The organism is Nonomuraea terrae, assembly GCF_004348995.1.
Lineage (GTDB): Bacteria > Actinomycetota > Actinomycetes > Streptosporangiales > Streptosporangiaceae > Nonomuraea > Nonomuraea terrae.
On record NZ_SMKQ01000021.1, the window covers coordinates 1 to 13,449 of the forward strand.

Sequence of the window (13,449 nt, forward strand, 5' to 3'; positions counted from 1 at the left end):
CCCCCACCCCGGACCCGGACGAGGAGCGCCGCCGCATCCAGACCGCCCGCCTCCTCGCCTATCGGGACGACGGCCCCCTCGCCCATGTCCTGGCCGGCAAGATCGGCGCCGGCCTGCCCCCCATGCCCGCCGCGCTCGTGGCCCTGCTGGCCGTGGTCGCCGTCACGGTGGCCGGCCTGCTGGAGCCGGGGCCCATGCTGCTCGTGCCGGTGGCGATCATGCTGCTGCTCGTGCTGCCCACGACGCCGCGCGACCACCTCGGCCGCCTCGACTGGCTCACCCCGCCGCTGCTGCGCGGCGCGGAGTTCTTCACCATCATCGCGGTCGGCCTGGCGGCCGAGGCGCCGAAGTGGCTGCTGTTCGTGCTCGTCTACGTCGTCGGCTACCACACCTACGACACCGTCTACCGCACCCGGCAGAGCATCTGGCCGCCCGCCTGGGTGTTCCACGCGGGTCTCGGATGGGAGCTGCGGCTGCTGATCATCGGCCTCGGTGCGGCGTTCGACGTGCTGACGCCGGTGCTGGCCGTGCTGACGGCGTACCTGTTCGTGCTGTTCGCCGTGGAGAGCGTGACGAGCTGGGTGCGCCTGGACAAGGCGTCCGCCCAGGCCGGCGCCGACGCCGAGCAGGACCTGGAGGCCTCCCCCGAAGAGGCCATGGAGCAGGCCAAAGGCGACGAGAAGGGCTGAGTCTCCGCTTCCTCACCCTTGCGGCGCCGCACTCCCCGTGCGGCGCCGCTTCGTGTTTTCGGGCATCGGTACGCCGTTCGAAGCTGATTCGACCGCCTAGGCTGGATTTCAGGGACACGTGAGCCGGGTGCCGGCCGGAGCCAGGAGACGCGGATGGCGTTCTTGTCGCGGCTGTTCAATCGGGGCGACCCGCTGGCCGAGCGGGAGGAGGCCCGCCGTCAGGGGAGGAAGGACGCCCGCAGCCACCCGCTGGGCGAGTTCACGGACCCGGATTTCCAGCCCGCGTACGTGACCGAGATCCGCGCCCGGGCCCGGGCCCGCGAGCAGATCACCGAGGTGGACCGACGGCTGGCCGCGCGGCGTACGGCGCTGCTGGAGCGGGCACTCCGCGAGCGGGAGGTGATCCTGCGCGAGCTGGGCCGCAGCGACACCCGCCCCCAGCCGGCCGGGTACGCCAACGGGCACGACGCGAACGGTGACGAGTTCATCTCGATCGCGGAGGCCAGAGCGCGGCGGGCGGAGGCGCGGCGGCGCGCCGTGGTCGAGGAGTCGAACGCCGGCGTGCAGGGCGCCAGGGCCCGGCTGGAGCACCTGACCCAGGAGTGGGAGAACGCGCTGGCCGAGCGCGACCACGAGGTGGAGGCGGTGCACGCCAGGGCCGAGCAGCTCATCGCGGCGTACAAGAGCGGGGTGCTGCAAGCCCATCCGCGGCGGGAGGAGATCCCGTCGTTGTGGAAGGGCGAGGTGATCGCGGTGGACGCCCCGGGCGGGGGCGCGGCGGCGGGCTCGGGCCGCGAGGAGATCGCGCGGATCTTACGCGAGGTGGAGCAGCGCATCGAGGTGTGGCACGCGGAGGTCATGCCCGCGCACCCCCGCGCCCAACTCACCGCACCCGAGCACGAAGCCTCCGAACAGGCCACCGAAGACGGCCCGGAAAGGGGCCCAGAAAAGGGCCCAGAAAAGGGCACCGAAGAGGGCGACGACGCTCGTGCGACGAGGAAGGCGGACGATGCCTGAGGACAGCGACATCGGCTCCGGCAAGCCGGCGCGGGCCGGGTTGCGGCGGCGGGTCGGGGCGGTGGCGGGGGCGATGACTCTGGTCCTCTCCGGGGTCGTGGCGTGCGGGACGGAGTCCGGCGCCGTCTGCGGCGTGATCGTCGACTCCACCAGCTACGCCGACCCCGCCACCTCCAGGAACGACGTCACCTCCAAGCTCCCCGCCTTCACCCGCGGCTGCGACTGGATCGGCTTCGCGGCCGTCACCGGCAGCTCCGAGAGCAGCACCTGCCGTCAGGACCCCGTCCCGATCGCCGCCACCCCGGCCGAGAACCCCAACGACAACCCCGTCGTGGAGGAGCGGGTCAGGGAGCACCGCATCTCGCAGGTGCTGCCGAGGGCCGTCCAGCTGTTCGACTGCCCGACGGAGGGGGAGGGCTCGGACGTGCTCGGCGCGCTGCGCTACCTGGCCAAGCAGCTCACCGCGCAACGCCGGCCGGACATGCCGCACCAGATCATCGTCTTCAGCGACCTGATCAACAACCGCGGCGACCTCAACGTCAACCGCCTGGACCTCAGCGAGGACGCCCGCCGCCAGAAGATCCAGCAGCTGCGCGAGGCCCGCCTGCTGCCGGACATGACCGGCTACACCGTGACCGTCCACGGCTTCCTGCGCGGGCGGACGGCGAGCCCCGACCGTTTCCCGCAGCTGGAGGCGTTCTGGCGGGAGGCGTTCGAGGCGGCCGGCGCCGCCACGGTCGACCTGCTGTGAAGCCTCAGGACCGGGTACGGCGGCGCAGCACGATGCGCTCGGCCCAGCTCGCCGCCTCGGGGTCTTTCAGCCCTTCCACCACTCCCCCGAGGTAGGCGGTCGCGAGGCTGTCGAACCCGCTGTCGAGCTGCCGCAGCCGCCCGGCCCGCCGCCGGTCCGCCCCCTGGAGGTACTGGGCGATGCTCTCGGCGTATCCCGCGTCGGCCTGGTAGGCGACCTGGGCGGCGGCGCACGCCTTGGCCTCGGCGTCGCGTTTGGCGCGCAGCTCGAACAGGCGGCGGTCGTTCGGGTTGTGCATGCGGCGGCCGAGGTCGGCGGCGATCAGCGCGGTGGCGATCAGCAAAGCCAGCAGCAGCACCATCGTGGGCAGCCGGCCGACGCCTTCCGAGGCCGGCCCGATCGCCTGCCCGTCGACCACGAGGGGCCGGACGAGGGCGTCCCGGCGCAGCACCGCGACCGCGAGGATGAGCCCGAGCCAGACCAGCGCGACGCCGATGAGCAGCCAGCGGCCCTTGGCCGGGCTGCCGTTCTCCTGCCAGGAGCGGAACGCCCGTCCGTACATGTGCGGGGCGACCAGCATGACGAGGGCGGCGCCGGCGGCGAGCAGGGCGGTCATCGCGACGCTGTCGCCCCAGCTCAGGATGACCTGGTAAAGAATGGGCACCTCGACGATCACCAGGAGGGTCAGCAGGAGCGCGGCGGGTAACCAGCGGCGCACGGCCGGCCGGCGCCCGCCCGTGATCGCGATGGAGCTGGGGCGGCCGTCGCCGGGCCGCCTGCTGGGCTGCTCCAGCTCGGCGACCCGCCGCCGGCTGTCCTCCAGGGCCTTCCTGGCCTCTCCGAACGTGCGCTGCGACTCCGCCAGGCGGATCCTCTGGCTCTCGAACGCGGCCCGCGCCCGCTGGATCTCCTGCTCGGTGAGCTCCTCGACCCTGGCCATCTCCGCCAGGCGCTCGTCCTCCAGCTCGTGGAAGCGCGGCACGCTGCCGGTCTGCAGGGTGAGCGTGTCGATCTGGCCCTCGGCGGCGTGGGAGCGGCCGAGCTCGCGTTCCTCGCGGCGGCGCTGCGCCCAGTCGGGCAGGCGGTAGAGGTCTCCGTCGTACACGACGGCGGGCGCGATCCTGGTGACCTCGTCGCCGGGATCGGTGGGGGTGTCGTGTTCGCGGAAGAAACGCATCTGCCCTCCCCGGGTCCTGCTTTCGATGCTAAGCCGGGGACCCGCCGTGCCGAGCGGGCTATGCCGACTCTCTCACCACCAGCCGCGTGGAGAGCACCACCGGGGTCGTGGACCGGCCTTCCAACCGTGACAGCAGCAGCCGGGCGAGCGCCAGCGCCTGGTCGGCGACCGGGACGCGGACGGTGCTGAGCGCCGGGGTGGTGGCCGAGGCGGCGTCGCCGTCGCCGAAGCCGACGACCGCGAGGTCCTCCGGCACCCGCAGGCCCGCCTCCCGCGCCCCTCGCAGCGCCCCGACGGCGAGCTGGTCGGTGGCGGCGAAGACGGCGTCGATTGACGGGTCGTCGGCGAGCAACCGCCGGGTGGCCGCCGCCCCCGAGTCGCGGGTGAGATCGGCGAAGGCGAGGTGCGGGCGGAGCCCGGCACGCGCCAGCGCCGCCCGGTGTCCTTCCAGGCGGTCCTGGACGGTGACCAGGTCCATGGGTCCGCAGACCATGCCGATGCGGCGGCGGCCGGCGGCCAGCAGGTGCTCGGTCGCCGCCACCGCGCCGCCGGCGTTGTCGACGTCCACGTACGGCACCAGCGACGCGATCGCCGGCTTGCCCAGCAGCACGACCGGCACCCCGGTGCGCGCGAGCCGCTCGGCGAGCGTGTCCGCCCGCTCGGGCGGCAGCAGCACGACGCCGTCGACCTGCCCGGCCTCGACGTGGGCGACGACGCGCCGGTGGCTCTCGGCGGTGTCGGCGAGCATGAGCGTGATGTGCTTGCCGGCGCCCTCCAGCACGCTGGTGGCGTACTGGACGACGGCGGCGGTGAGGGCGTCGCCGCCCGGCCGCGGCACGGACAGCACCAGGGCCACCGCGTTCGTCCGGCGGGTGACGAGGCTGCGCGCGGCCGCGTTGGGGACGTACCCGACCTCGTTGACCGCGCGCAGCACGGTGGCCCGCACCTGCGCGCTGACCGCCGCCTCGCCGTTGACCACGCGGGAGACCGTGGCCCTGGACACCCCGGCACGGGCCGCCACCGTCTCCAGGGTGGGCCGTTTCGGCCGGGTCGGGGGCAGAGCGCCGCGTCGGATGACGTCGCGGTACCACAGCGCGCTGTCCTTGGGCCGTCGCCGCTGGGTGGCGAAGTCGACGTGGTAGAGCCCGAACTTGCGCCGGTAGCCGTCGGCCCATTCGAGGTTGTCGAGCAGCGTCCAGACGAGATATCCGCGCACCCGCGCGCCGGCGTCGATCGCCGAGCGCACGGCCCGCAGGTGCTCTTCCAGGAAGTGAACGCGGTCGACGTCGTGGATGCCGTCGCCGGTGACCACGTCCACGAAGTCGGCGCCGTTCTCCGTCACCATCAGGTCGAGGTCCGGGTACTCGCCGGAGAGGCGGCGCAGCAGCCTGGTGAGGCAGTCGGGCACGATGGGCCAGCCCATGGCGGTCACGGCGGTGGGAACCGTGCAGAACAGGACGCCTTCGCTGCCCGGCCACGCGGGGTCGGCGGGCTCGCTGGGCTGGGCCTGCACGACCAGCGGCGTGTAGTAGTTGACGCCCAGCAGGTCGAGGGGCTGGTTGATGATCCCCAGGTCGCCGTCGCGCACGTGGCCGAGATCGCCGCAGGCGCGCTCGACGACCGGCAGCAGCTCGTCGGGGTAGGCGCCGCGCAGCAGCGGCTCCAGGAACTGCCGGTTGGCCAGCACGTCGATCCTGGCCACGGCCTCGGCGTCCTCCTCGGCGAGCGGCCTGGCCGGGTCGCCGACCTGGGCGGGCGTCATGACGGGGGAGATGTTGAGCACCGTGCCGACCTTCGCGGCGCCGGCCGCGCGCAGCGCCCGGGCGCCGAGCCCGTGGGCGAGCAGCAGGTGGTGGGCGCTGCGGAAGGCGTCGGCGGTCGAGGTGCGGCCGGGCGCGTGGCGGCCGGCGCCGTAGCCGAGGAAGGCCGCCACCCACGGCTCGTTCAGGGTGAACCAGGTGTCCACTCGGTCGCCGAGCCGCTCGTGCACGGCCGCGGCGTAGTCGGCGAAGCGGTGGGCGGTGTCGCGGGACGGCCACCCGCCGAGGTCCTCCAGCGCCTGCGGCAGGTCCCAGTGGTAGAGGGTCGCGTACGGCGCGACGCCCGCGCCGAGCAGCTCGTCCACCAGCCGGTCGTAGAAGTCGAGCCCGGCCGGATTCACCTTCTCGCCGTCGGGGAGAACCCGCGCCCAGCTCACCGAGAACCGGTAGGCGGAGACGCCGAGGTCCCGGATCAGTCCCACGTCGTCGCGGTAGCGGTGGTAGTGGTCGCACGCCCCGGCATGATCGGCGAGGAATGTGTCCCAGATGGACGGCCCACGGCCGTCGGCGGACGTCGCCCCCTCGATCTGGAAAGCCGACGTCGAAACCCCCCACACGAAACCATCGGGGAAACTCATCCTGGCGCGTACCTTTCCTTCACATGTCAGCGCGCCCAGTCTCCCGCGTCGCGCGCCTGCCTGGCCACGCTGTATACAGGGCGCGTGGAACTGGACCGGCTCGATCGTGACATCATCGCGGCACTCGTCGACGACGCCCGCGCCACCTACGCCGAGATCGGCCACCAGGTGGGGCTGAGCGCGTCGGCCGTCAAGCGGCGGGTCGACCGGTTGCGGGAGAGCGGGGCGATCACGGGGTTCAGCGCCCGGGTCGCGCCGCAGGCGCTCGGCTGGACGACGGAGGCGTACGTCGAGCTGTTCTGCCAGGGCAAGACCAAGCCGTCCGACATCGCGCTGGCGGTCTCCCGCTACCCGGAGGTGGTGGCGGCGGCGACGATCACCGGTGAGGCCGACGCGCTGCTGCACATCAGGGCCACCGACGTGGGCCACGTGGAGCGGGTGATCGAGCGCATCGCGGCCGAGTCGTTCGTGGTGCGGACCAAGAGCTCCATCGTGCTGTCGAGGCTGGTCGACACGCCTCCGGGGGCCGTGCCGGACGCGCGCAACGAAACAGCGGTCACCGGCTGAGAGACGCAACAGACCTGCGCGAACGCGCAATATCACCCTCTTGGCCCGCGCATCGGGGCGTTCCTAGGCTGTTCCCTGCATTTCCCCTGCTCAGTTGCGCGATGGAGCCTGCATGCCCAAACACTTCCTCATGTGCCGCCCCGACCACTTCGCGGTCGAGTACGCCATCAACCCGTGGATGCACCCCGAGTCGGGCGCGAACCGCGACCTCGCGGTCCGGCAATGGGAGAGCCTGAAGGCGGCGTACGAGGAGCTCGGTCACCGGGTGAGCCTGATCGACCCGATCGAGGGGCTGCCCGACATGGTGTTCGCCGCCAACGGCGCCCTGGTGGTGGACGGCCGGGTGTACGGCGCCCGTTTCGCCTTCCCGCAGCGCGCCGCCGAGGGTCCCGCGTACCTGCGCTGGTTCGCCGAGCGCGGCTATCCGACGCTGGAGGCGTCCCGCGTCAACGAGGGCGAGGGCGACTTCCTCACTCTCGACGACGTCATCCTGGCCGGCACCGGCTTCCGCACCGACGTCGTCGCCCACCAGGAGGCGCAGGAGTTCCTGGGCCGGCCAGTGATCTCCCTGACCCTGGTCGACCCGCGTTTCTACCACCTCGACACGGCGCTGTTCCCGCTCGACGGGCACAACGTCGCGTACTACCCGGAGGCCTTCTCTCCCGGCAGCCGGGAGGTGCTGCGGCGGATGTTCCCCGACGCGGTGCTCGCCACCGCCGAGGACGCCGAGGTGCTCGGCCTCAACGCGGTCAGCGACGGCACGAACGTGGTCGTCAACGCCGAGGCGTCGAATCTCCAACTGCAGCTCAAGCGGCGTGGCTACGAGGTGATCCCCGTCGATCTGTCGGAGCTGCGCAAGGCAGGCGGGGGTCCAAAGTGCTGCACACTGGAGATCAGGGGGGAGAACTGACATGACCACCAGCGCAGAGCTGATCGATTTGAGTGAGCGGCGCAGCGCGCACAACTACCACCCGCTGCCCGTGGTGATCCACGAGGCGCACGGCGCCTGGGTCACCGACGTGGACGGCAGGCGGTATCTCGACTGCCTGTCCGGCTACTCCTCGCTCAACTTCGGCCACGGCAACCAGAAGATCATCGACGCCGCGAAGGAGCAGCTCGACCGGCTGACGCTGACCAGCCGGGCCTTCTACCACGACCAGTTCGCGCGCTTCTGCGCCGGGCTCGGCGACCTGACGGGCAAGGACATGGTCCTGCCCATGAACACCGGCGCCGAGGCCGTCGAGACCGCCATCAAGGTGGCGCGCAAGTGGGGCTACGAGGTCAAGGGCGTCGAGCCCGGGCAGGCCAACATCATCGTGATGGAGGGCAACTTCCACGGTCGTACCACCACGATCGTCAGCTTCTCCACCGATCCCGACGCCCACGACAACTTCGGCCCCTACACGCCCGGCTTCCGGATCGTCCCGTACGGCTCCGCCGAGGCGATCCGGCAGGCGATCGACGCCAACACCGTGGCCGTGCTGGTCGAGCCGATCCAGGGCGAGGCGGGCGTGCTGGTGCCGCCGGACGGCTACCTCACCGACGTGCGCGAGCTGTGCACGGCCGAGGGCATCCTGATGATCGCCGACGAGGTCCAGTCGGGCCTCGGCCGCACCGGCCAGACGTTCGCCTGCGACTTCGAAAGGGTCGTGCCGGACATCTACGTGCTGGGCAAGGCGCTCGGCGGCGGCGTCGTGCCGGTCTCGGCCATCGCGGCCGACCGCGACGTGCTCGGGATCATCCACCCGGGGCAGCACGGGTCCACGTTCGGCGGCAACCCGCTGGCCTGCGCGGTCGCCATCGCCGTCATCGAGCTGCTGAACACCGGCGAATACCAGGCCAGGGCCGGCAAGCTCGGGGAGGTGCTGCACGCGCGGCTGCGCGAGCTGGTCGGCAAGGGCGTGGTGGAGGTGCGCGGGCGCGGGCTGTGGGCCGGCGTCGACATCGACCCGGAGATCGCGACCGGGCGTGAGGTGTCGAAGGCGCTGCTCAAGCGCGGCGTGCTGGCCAAGGACACCCACGGCTCGACGATCCGCCTGGCTCCGCCCATCGTCGTCTCCGAGGACGACCTCCACTGGGCGATCGACCAGCTCGCCGACGCCGTTTACGAGCTCAAGAACCCTTAGCTCTCTTACGGCTCCGCCGGGCGGGCCCCATCCGCCGTCCATGGCCGGGCCCCGTCCAGGGAGACGCTCCTCGGGCGCACGGACCGGGCGCCGTCACGGCGCCCGGTCACCGTCCGGGTGGTCATCCCGGCGGCCGGTCTTCGGAGCTGCGGGCGCCTCGCCCGGTCGCGTCAGCCGGGCAGGTGCCACACCTGCATCCCCTCGGGCGCCGGTGACCAGGTGAACCCGCTCTCTTTGAGCTCCCACGCCAGCACCCCGGTCGACGGCCAGTGGTTCGTGCTGACCACCTCGTCCTCGCTGATCACCACCCCGCGCTGCCTGACCCGGTAGACGAACCGGGACGTGACGCTCTCCCCCGCGACGCCCAGCACCTGCGCCGCGATCTCGTACGTGTGCCGCCCTACCTCGTACGAGCCCACCGGCTCCAGTGTTCCTGGCACGGGCGTGGGACGGTCGCGCCAGTTGAACACCAGCCGCCCGCCCGGCCGCAGCTGCCGGGCCAGCACCTGCCACAGCTCGGCCCGTTCGGCGGCGGGAAAGCTCTGCAGCACCGAGATCATCACGACGGCCTCGACCGGCTCGTCCACCTCTGTGTCGAGAGCGCCGCACGGCAGCACGGTCACGCGGCGGCGCGTCCCCGGATCCGCAGCCAGTCGCGAGAGCAGCACGGAACGCATGCCGAGCGACGGCTCCAGCGCGTAGATCTCGCCGGGGGTCGAGCGGGCGATGACCTCGGTGATCAGGCCGGTGCCCGCCCCGATCTCGATGACGCCGTGCCGCACGCCGGCCAGCAGCGGCGGCAGCAGTTCGCGGATGACGGGCACGTGCCCGTCATCGTGCAGGAGGTCGTAGAACGGCACGGCGGCGGAGAGAGGATCAGCGTTCACGAAGGTTCAGCGTAGATCGGCGGAGTCGATCCGTTCGACGGTTTTCCCGTTGGCGGTGTACCAGGTGACGTGGCCCGGCAGGGTCAGCGTGGCGACGGCGTTCTGGAACCAGGGGCCCTTGGTGATCCGCCACCGGAACGGCGGCCGCGGGACGCCGGCCAGGCGCGCGAGCAGGCCGCCCACCAGCGTGGCGATCGCGAACTGGGTGACCACGTTGGCTCAGCGCAGCAGCGGGCCGAGCGGGTTGCGGATCGGCGAGCAGACGATCTGGTGGATGCGGCCGGCGCCGGCCTCGGCCAGGTAGGAGAAGTGCACGTCGCCCGAGAGGATCAGCACCGGCCGCCCCACCTCGACCAGCAGCCGGGAAAGGTCGTCGAACGACCTGCGGAAGGCCGCCCAGTGCTCCAGGTCGACGGCCTGCCGGAACGTCTCCGACCACCGCCGCACGACCGGCCCCCACCTGCCGTCGCACAGCGCCTCGTTCCAGCTCTGCACCCCGTGCACGCCCTCGGGCAGCAGGAAGGGGATCGACGAGCCGATGATGAGCCGTTCGGCCGGCCGCCTGACCTGCTCCTCCAGCCAGGCCCACTCCACCGGGTCGAGCATGCGGCGGTCGCCGGGGGTGAGCTGTCTGGCGCAGCGGGTGTCCACCATGATCAGGCGGTCCGGCCCGAGGTCGCGGGCGTAGCTCCAGCGGTTGCTGCTCGGCTCGGCGTCGGCCTTCTCGGCGAACGCGTCGAGCGCCGCGTCGGCGTCGCCCTCGCCGGACATGAGCATGCGCAGCAGCGGTTCCTCGGCCCGCTCGGCCGGCGAGAGGTTGCCGAGGTGCTGGTAGATCCAGTACGCCCCGAGCCCGGCCACCACCCGGCGCCGCCACCACGGCGTCGCGGCCATCTGCTCGCGCCAGGTCTGCGAGGTGTTCCAGTCGTCGCGCACGTCGTGGTCGTCGAAGATCATCGCGGTCGGCACGGTGGACAGCAGCCAGCGGATCTCGGGCTCGGTCCACGCCCGGCGGTAAAGCTCGGCGTACTCCTCGAAGTCGGCGATCTCGCCCTGCGGCTCGGTGTCCCGGCGGGAGCGGATGAAGTCCAGCATCTCGGGCGAGGGGCTGTCGGCATAGACCTGGTCGCCGAGGAGCAGCAGCAGGTCGGGCCATTCCTCGTCGCCCGACTCGGCGAGGTGCAGGCCGTAGGCGCGCAGCGCGTCGTGGCCGTGCGTGCGTACGTGTGCGGCGTCGTGCGGGACGCTGGTGCGGCACGAGCCGAACGCCAGCCGGCGCCCCCCTTCCTGGCGCAGCAGCCTGATCCGGCTCGGCGGCCGATTCGCCTGCGGCCATACGCGCTCCCCGTCGAGCGTGACGGAATACGACGCGATATCCTGGGACAACTCAATGAGATCCACGATCGCGTAGTGGTGACCGTGCACGGTGAAGGTAGGCGACCGGTAAGTCCTGCCGTCCGCCTCGACGGCGACCGTGCAGGGATCGGCGGTTTCCACCCAGATCGAGGCGCTGACGGAATCGACGTGACGCAGCAGCGGCCCCACCACGAGTGCGGGCATTCGACCCCCCGATTCGGCGATCCGGCACACTCTCGCCTGCAACACTGCCAGAGTGGCACGGTCGCGGCGCCCGATCACCGGCTTGGATTTCCGGCAACAACTAGCAAGGTCAAACGCCCCGCTCTAGGATGATCGTAACAAGTGCGCCCAAATGGGAAAGGCAATGGCGCTTTTCCCGCCAAAAGGGCGCAAATAACAGGAGGATTCTCTTCCATGAGCATCATGGTGCCGTCAACGACGCCGGCCCTGATCACTCCAGGTCGCCAAGCGCTCGATTCCGCTCTTCACCAGTTCGACCAGGCCGCCGGGCATCTCGGGCTCGACGACGGGCTCCGCACGATGCTGGCCACGCCCCGCCGCTCCCTGACCGTCTCGGTCCCGGTGCGCCGTGAGGACGGCCGACTCGACGTCGTCCAGGGTTTCCGGGTCCAGCACAACGTCTCACGCGGCCCCGCCAAGGGCGGCCTTCGTTTCCATCCCACGACCGACCTCGACGAGGTCACCGCGCTCGCCATGTGGATGACGTGGAAGTGCGCCCTGGTCGGCATCCCGTACGGCGGCGCCAAGGGCGGCGTGGCCGTGGACCCGGCCGGGCTCACCACCCGCGAGCTGGAACGGCTCACCCGGCGCTACGTCAGCGAGATCATGCCGCTGATCGGCCCGGAGAAGGACATCCCCGCGCCCGACGTCGGCACCGACGAGCAGACGATGGCGTGGATCATGGACACCTACAGCGTCAGCGCGGGCTATTCGGTGCCCGGCGTGGTCACCGGCAAGCCGACCACGCTCGGCGGCTCGCTCGGCCGTACGGGCGCCACCTCGCGCGGCGTGCAGATCGCGGTGCTGGCCGCGCTGGGCCGCTCGCCCGAGGGCGTCACCGTGGCCGTGCAGGGCTTCGGCAAGGTGGGCGCGCTCGCCGCGCAGTACCTGTCCGACGCCGGCTGCAAGATCGTCGCGGTCTCCGACGTCACGGGCGCGGTCCACGCCCGCGGCGGCCTCGACGTGGCCCGGCTGCGCGCGTACGCCACCGAGACAGGGGGTGTGCGCGGCTTCCACCACGCCGACGCGCTCGACCGCGACGACCTGCTGGAGCTGGACGTCGACGTGCTCGTCCCGGCCGCGATGGAGAGCGCGATCACCGAGGTCAACGCGCCCCGGGTCCGCGCCCGGCTGATCGTCGAAGGCGCCAACGGACCCACCACGCCCGAGGCCGACGAGATCCTCGCCGCGGCCGGCACCACGGTCGTGCCCGACATCCTGGCCAACGCGGGCGGGGTGATCGTGTCGTACCTGGAGTGGGTGCAGAACATGCAGGCCTACTCGTGGGGCTCGGGCGAGGTCGAGGTCAAGCTGCGCGACCTCATGCTGGGCGCGTTCTCCGACGTGCGGTCGCTGGCCGCCGAGCGCGGCCTGACGCTGCGGCAGGCGGCCCACGTCATCGGCGTGGGCCGGGTGGCCGAGGCGCACCAGATGCGCGGCCTCTACCCGTGAACACGGGTTGAGCGACTTTAGTAGCACGGGGCTCGCCCAAGGTTCGACGCCGGGGCGGGCCCCGTGTTGCGAGGGTGGTCGCCATGAGAGGGATTCTCGGCGTCATCGCCTTCATCGCCATCGTCCAGGGGCTGGGCGGGTTCATCGGCCGCATGTGGTTCGACCGGGAGTGGGGGTTCCTGCACCGGGTGGTGGGAGAGCTGCCCCTGTGGGGCTATCTGGGGGTGGCGGTCGCCGGCGTCGCGGTGGCGGTCGCCGCCGACAGGGCCAAGAAGAGCGAGCACGGGTGAGCGCTCAGCTCGCCCGCCCGCTGGCCGCGGGAGTCAGACCTTGAGGTCGGTCTCGTCGAGGGCCCGCACGAGGCTCTCCAGGTCCCGCATGAGCAGAGCGGTGCGCTCGCGCCCGAAGACGCCGGCGATCACCGCCTGCTGCTCGGCCACCGCGCCGTCGACCCGGGCGAGCAGCTCGGCCCCCCGCTCGGAGACGAACACCGCCACCCGCCGCCGGTCGCCCTTGGCCGGCCCCCGGTAGACCAGCGCCCGGTCGATGAGCCGGTCGACGGCCTTGGTCAGCGTCGGGTGCGGCATCAGCACCGCCTCGGCCAGCTCCCCCATCGACTCGCCCCGGCCGTCGGCCAAGGCCCTCATGATGCGCCACTGCTCCACGGTGAGGTCTTCGCCGGCCAGCGCCGCGGCCAGCCCCCGGTTGACGCTGCGCTCCGCACGACTGAGCTGGTAGGCCAGTGAGGACCCGAGGCCGGAGACGGTCATGAGGGGGTCCTTTCGT

The 13,449-nt window shown here is 72.0% G+C and carries 14 protein-coding genes; 8 read left to right on the plus strand and 6 right to left on the minus strand.

Annotation, left to right across the window (positions count from 1 at the left end; translation table 11 throughout):
* The 3 genes from E1286_RS10455 to E1286_RS10465 all read left to right on the plus strand — a co-directional run.
* The coding region (locus E1286_RS10455) for a DUF5941 domain-containing protein (RefSeq protein WP_132611154.1) at positions 1–689 on the plus strand (689 nt) is incomplete at its 5' end.
* A 153-nt stretch (positions 690–842) separates the two neighbouring features.
* Positions 843–1,706 (plus strand): hypothetical protein, encoded by an 864-nt coding sequence (locus E1286_RS10460; RefSeq protein ID WP_132611156.1) that lies wholly within the window; start codon positions 843–845, stop codon positions 1,704–1,706.
* On the plus strand, positions 1,699–2,457 hold the full coding sequence (locus E1286_RS10465) for a vWA domain-containing protein (protein ID WP_132611158.1): 759 nt from the start codon (positions 1,699–1,701) through the stop codon (positions 2,455–2,457). The genes E1286_RS10460 and E1286_RS10465 overlap by 8 nt, the downstream gene beginning before the upstream one ends.
* A gap of 4 nt (positions 2,458–2,461) precedes the next feature.
* On the opposite strand, the gene E1286_RS10470 is transcribed toward E1286_RS10465, so the two are convergent.
* The gene (locus E1286_RS10470; RefSeq protein WP_132611160.1) at positions 2,462–3,634 is read right to left on the minus strand and encodes a hypothetical protein; all 1,173 of its coding nucleotides are present in this window, start codon (positions 3,632–3,634) and stop codon (positions 2,462–2,464) included.
* A 58-nt stretch (positions 3,635–3,692) separates the two neighbouring features.
* Entirely contained in the window at positions 3,693–6,032 is a 2,340-nt protein-coding gene (locus E1286_RS51720) for a GH1 family beta-glucosidase (RefSeq protein ID WP_132611162.1), read from the minus strand.
* Positions 6,033–6,116: 84 nt separating this feature from the next.
* Between E1286_RS51720 and E1286_RS10480 the strand changes: the two genes are divergently transcribed.
* The 3 genes from E1286_RS10480 (at position 6,117) to rocD (ending at position 8,725) form a co-directional block, all read left to right on the plus strand.
* Positions 6,117–6,599: an Lrp/AsnC family transcriptional regulator gene (locus tag E1286_RS10480; RefSeq protein WP_132611164.1), complete on the plus strand. Its 483-nt coding sequence runs from the start codon at positions 6,117–6,119 to the stop codon at positions 6,597–6,599.
* 112 nt (positions 6,600–6,711) lie between these two features.
* The gene (ddaH, locus tag E1286_RS10485; RefSeq protein WP_132611166.1) at positions 6,712–7,509 is read left to right on the plus strand and encodes a dimethylargininase; all 798 of its coding nucleotides are present in this window, start codon (positions 6,712–6,714) and stop codon (positions 7,507–7,509) included.
* 1 nt (position 7,510) lies between these two features.
* Positions 7,511–8,725, plus strand: coding sequence for an ornithine--oxo-acid transaminase (gene rocD / locus E1286_RS10490; RefSeq protein ID WP_132611168.1), 1,215 nt, complete (start codon positions 7,511–7,513; stop codon positions 8,723–8,725).
* 170 nt (positions 8,726–8,895) lie between these two features.
* On the opposite strand, the gene E1286_RS10495 is transcribed toward rocD, so the two are convergent.
* Genes E1286_RS10495 through E1286_RS10500 form a run of 3 tightly spaced genes read right to left on the minus strand, consistent with a single transcriptional unit; the run spans position 8,896 to position 11,172 of the window.
* Positions 8,896–9,612 (minus strand): class I SAM-dependent methyltransferase, encoded by a 717-nt coding sequence (locus tag E1286_RS10495; RefSeq protein ID WP_132611170.1) that lies wholly within the window; start codon positions 9,610–9,612, stop codon positions 8,896–8,898.
* Between the two features lie 6 nt (positions 9,613–9,618).
* A complete protein-coding gene (locus E1286_RS50095; protein WP_246074690.1) occupies positions 9,619–9,825 on the minus strand; it encodes a hypothetical protein in 207 nt (68 codons plus the stop codon).
* Positions 9,826–9,831: 6 nt separating this feature from the next.
* Positions 9,832–11,172 (minus strand): alkaline phosphatase D family protein, encoded by a 1,341-nt coding sequence (locus tag E1286_RS10500; protein WP_246074692.1) that lies wholly within the window; start codon positions 11,170–11,172, stop codon positions 9,832–9,834.
* 213 nt (positions 11,173–11,385) lie between these two features.
* Between E1286_RS10500 and E1286_RS10505 the strand changes: the two genes are divergently transcribed.
* Both E1286_RS10505 and E1286_RS10510 read left to right on the plus strand, forming a co-directional pair.
* A complete protein-coding gene (locus tag E1286_RS10505; RefSeq protein WP_132611172.1) occupies positions 11,386–12,663 on the plus strand; it encodes a Glu/Leu/Phe/Val family dehydrogenase in 1,278 nt (425 codons plus the stop codon).
* An 83-nt stretch (positions 12,664–12,746) separates the two neighbouring features.
* A complete protein-coding gene (locus E1286_RS10510; RefSeq protein WP_132611174.1) occupies positions 12,747–12,953 on the plus strand; it encodes a hypothetical protein in 207 nt (68 codons plus the stop codon).
* A gap of 33 nt (positions 12,954–12,986) precedes the next feature.
* Here E1286_RS10510 and E1286_RS10515 read toward each other — a convergent pair whose 3' ends face one another.
* On the minus strand, positions 12,987–13,433 hold the full coding sequence (locus E1286_RS10515) for a MarR family winged helix-turn-helix transcriptional regulator (RefSeq protein ID WP_132611176.1): 447 nt from the start codon (positions 13,431–13,433) through the stop codon (positions 12,987–12,989).
* Positions 13,434–13,449 lie beyond the last annotated feature (16 nt).

Bases quoted from the DNA above. Each gene is read 5' to 3' on its own strand.
- E1286_RS10460 (WP_132611156.1), top strand. From the start codon at position 843: ATGGCGTTCTTGTCGCGGCTGTTCAATCGGGGCGACCCGCTGGCCGAG.
- E1286_RS10465 (WP_132611158.1), top strand. From the start codon at position 1,699: ATGCCTGAGGACAGCGACATCGGCTCCGGCAAGCCGGCGCGGGCCGGG.
- E1286_RS10470 (WP_132611160.1), bottom strand. From the start codon at position 3,634: ATGCGTTTCTTCCGCGAACACGACACCCCCACCGATCCCGGCGACGAG.
- E1286_RS51720 (WP_132611162.1), bottom strand. From the start codon at position 6,032: ATGAGTTTCCCCGATGGTTTCGTGTGGGGGGTTTCGACGTCGGCTTTC.
- ddaH (WP_132611166.1), top strand. From the start codon at position 6,712: ATGCCCAAACACTTCCTCATGTGCCGCCCCGACCACTTCGCGGTCGAG.
- rocD (WP_132611168.1), top strand. From the start codon at position 7,511: ATGACCACCAGCGCAGAGCTGATCGATTTGAGTGAGCGGCGCAGCGCG.
- E1286_RS10500 (WP_246074692.1), bottom strand. From the start codon at position 11,172: ATGCCCGCACTCGTGGTGGGGCCGCTGCTGCGTCACGTCGATTCCGTC.
- E1286_RS10505 (WP_132611172.1), top strand. From the start codon at position 11,386: ATGAGCATCATGGTGCCGTCAACGACGCCGGCCCTGATCACTCCAGGT.
- E1286_RS10510 (WP_132611174.1), top strand. From the start codon at position 12,747: ATGAGAGGGATTCTCGGCGTCATCGCCTTCATCGCCATCGTCCAGGGG.
- E1286_RS10515 (WP_132611176.1), bottom strand. From the start codon at position 13,433: ATGACCGTCTCCGGCCTCGGGTCCTCACTGGCCTACCAGCTCAGTCGT.